Below are 3,030 nucleotides of genomic sequence, written 5' to 3'. Positions count from 1 at the left end.
CACCCGGCCCCCACCCCGTCCCGCCTATCCTGACCGCATTCCGATCATTCGCGCGAGGAGTACGCCATGACCGCCACCGGGACCCCCATCGCCGTCGTCACGGGCGCGAGCAGCGGTATCGGCGCCGCCACCGCACGGCAACTGGCCGCCGCCGACTACCGCGTGGTGCTCACCGCACGCCGCAAGGACCGCATCGAGGCGCTGGCCGCCGAGATCAACGCGGCGGGCCACCAGGCCACGGCGTACGCCCTCGACGTCACCGACCGCGCGGCCGTCGACGCGTTCGCCGGCGCCTTCCGCACCATCGCCGTCCTCGTCAACAACGCGGGCGGCGCCCTCGGCGCCGACCCCGTCGCCACCGGCGACCCGGCCGACTGGCGTCAGATGTACGAGACGAACGTCATCGGCACGCTCAACGTCACCCAGGCACTGCTCCCCGCCCTCGACGCGTCCGGCGACGGCACGGTGGTCATCTTGTCCTCCACGGCCGGCCACGGCACGTACGAGGGCGGCGCGGGCTATGTCGCCGCGAAGAACGGAGCCCGGGTCATCGCGGAGACCCTGCGCCTGGAGATCGTGGGCCGGCCGGTGCGCGTGATCGAGATCGCGCCCGGGATGGTGAAGACGGAGGAGTTCGCCACGACCCGCTTCCGGGGCGACGACGAGAAGGCGGCGAAGGTCTACGCGGGCGTGGCGGAGCCCCTGACGGCCGACGACGTGGCGGAGACGATCACCTGGGCCGTCACCCGCCCCCCGCACGTCAACATCGACCTCCTGGTGGTCCGCCCCCGCGCCCAGGCCTCCAACACGAAGGTCCACCGGGAGCTGTAGCCCACGAGCCCGCGAGCCCGGGGCCGAGAAACCGACCGACCGTCGGGCGGCCGAACCGCCGGGGCCACCGCCCCGACGGTCCCGACGACCGACGGTCCCGACCCGGCGGCCCGGACGGCCCAGGCGGCCTCTGCGGGTCCCGGCGGCCCGGGCGGCCCCGATGCCCCCGGCGCCCCTCAGCCCTTCACGCAGACAATCTGCTTCAGCTTGGCCACGACCTCCACCAGGTCACGCTGCTGGTCGATGACCTTCTCGATCGGCTTGTACGCGGCCGGGATCTCGTCCACGACGCCGGAGTCCTTGCGGCACTCCACACCCCGCGTCTGCTCCTCCAGGTCGCGGGTGGTGAACGCCCGCTTCGCCGCGTTCCGGCTCATCCTGCGGCCGGCGCCGTGCGAGGCGGAGTTGAAGGACGCCGGGTTCCCGAGGCCCTTCACGATGTACGAGCCGGTGCCCATCGAGCCCGGGATGATCCCGTAGTCCCCGGAGCCGGCGCGGATCGCGCCCTTACGGGTGACCAGCAGGTCCATGCCGTCGTACCGCTCCTCCGACACGTAGTTGTGGTGGCAGGAGATGACCTCGCCGAAGGTCACCCCGGCCTTCTTGAACTCACGCCGGACCACGTCCTGGGAGAGGGCCATCATGATCGCGCGGTTGTACTTCGCGTACTCCTGCGCCCAGAAGAGATCGTTGCGGTAGGCGGCCATCTGCGGGGTGTCCGCGATGAACACCGCCAGGTCACGGTCGACCAGGCCCTGGTTGTGCGGCAGCTTCTGGGCCTCGCCGATATGGAAGTCGGCGAGCTCCTTGCCGATGTTCCGCGATCCGGAGTGCAGCATGATCCAGACCGAGTCGTCCGAATCCAGACAGAACTCCCAGAAGTGGTTCCCCGAGCCGAGCGTCCCCATCTGCTTGACCGCCCGCTCCTGGCGGAACTTCACCGCGTCCGCCACACCCCCGAACCGGCCCCAGAAGTCGTCCCACCCCGCCGTGGCGAAACCGTGGAGGCGGGAGGGGTCCACCGCACCGTCGTGCATCGCGCGGCCGACCGGGATCGCCTCCTCGATCTTGGAGCGCAGACGGGAGAGGTCGCCCGGGAGGTCGTTCGCGGTCAGGGACGTCTTGACCGCTGACATCCCGCAGCCGATGTCGACCCCGACCGCCGCCGGGCAGACCGCCCCGTGCATCGCGATGACCGAGCCGACCGTGGCGCCCTTGCCGTAGTGGACGTCCGGCATCACGGCCAGACCCTTGATCCAGGGCAGCGTGGCGGTGTTGCGCAGCTGCCGCATCGCGCCCTCGTCGACCGCCGCCGGGTCCGCCCACATCCGGATCGGGACCTGAGCGCCCGGTACCTCTACGTACGACATGATTCCTCGTTCCCCCGAGTCTCCCGTATCTCCCGTGTCTCCACAGTCACCCGCGTTGAGTGATATGACCGGTTTTCCCGAAACATTCCTTTGCGCCATCATGCGCCTGGTGCGCAAAAACCGTCACCAAGGGCCACAAACAGGACAGTGGACCGGCGTTCACGGCAGCGCGTGCGATAGACATTGTGTCCAGCCGCCGCACTGCGGCGGCAACCGCTTTTCTCCCGAAAGGAGCCTGGGAACCGTGCAGCGAAAGGCGTACGTGTCCGGTGTGGCGCTCCTCGTGGCGCTGGTCGCGGGTTGCTCCTCGGGCTCCGGCACCGATGGCACCACCACGGACTCCAAGGCGGGCGTGCCCAAGGCCGCCGCCGCGCCGCCGGGCCGTTACCGCACGCTGCCCGAGCCGTGCCGGGCCGTGAACAAGAGCGTCCTCAAGGGCATGCTGCCGGGCGCCGCCGAGCTGCCGGAGGACCAGCAGGCGAAGGCGTACGCGGGGGCCGCGGAGCTGACGTACGACACGGACCGGCGGGTGGGCTGCCGCTGGAAGGACGAGGCGGCGGACGGGGTGCACCGGCTGTACGTCGACTTCGAGCGGGTCGTGTCGTACGACCCGGCCGTCAGCGACGACGACCGGGCGAAGGCCGTCTACGGGAAGAAGGAGTCGGCCGCCAAGCTCACCGGCCCGAAGGACGGCGGCCGGGACGCCCCCCGTCCCGGCACCAGCACTGGCACCGGGTCCGGGTCCGGATCGGACAAGCCGGGGGCCAAGCCGGGGGCCAAGCCGGGGACCGCTTCCGCCAAGCCCTCCGCCGGGCTGCGCGTCCAGAAC

Annotated in this window: 3 protein-coding genes; 2 read left to right on the top strand and 1 reads right to left on the bottom strand. The window is 71.0% G+C overall.

What is annotated here, in order from left to right; genetic code table 11:
• Positions 1-66 precede the first annotated feature (66 nt).
• Positions 67-831: an SDR family NAD(P)-dependent oxidoreductase gene (locus ACJA3G_RS34040; RefSeq protein ID WP_406556894.1), complete on the top strand. Its 765-nt coding sequence runs from the start codon at positions 67-69 to the stop codon at positions 829-831.
• Positions 832-1,007: 176 nt separating this feature from the next.
• Here the strand turns inward: ACJA3G_RS34040 and ACJA3G_RS34035 are convergent, their stop codons facing one another.
• Complete coding sequence (locus tag ACJA3G_RS34035; RefSeq protein ID WP_406556893.1) at positions 1,008-2,201, bottom strand: RtcB family protein; 1,194 nt, start codon at positions 2,199-2,201, stop codon at positions 1,008-1,010.
• Positions 2,202-2,445: 244 nt separating this feature from the next.
• On the opposite strand from ACJA3G_RS34035, the gene ACJA3G_RS34030 reads away from it, so the two are divergent.
• A partial coding sequence (locus tag ACJA3G_RS34030; protein ID WP_406556892.1) for a DUF3558 domain-containing protein occupies positions 2,446-3,030 on the top strand: 585 nt, incomplete at its 3' end.

Origin of the sequence: Streptomyces sp. YS-3 (assembly GCF_045257485.1) — a bacterium.
In the GTDB taxonomy this organism is placed as follows: domain Bacteria; phylum Actinomycetota; class Actinomycetes; order Streptomycetales; family Streptomycetaceae; genus Streptomyces.
Note: the sequence above shows the minus strand (reverse complement) of the source record. Positions and strands in the feature narration are given on the sequence as shown.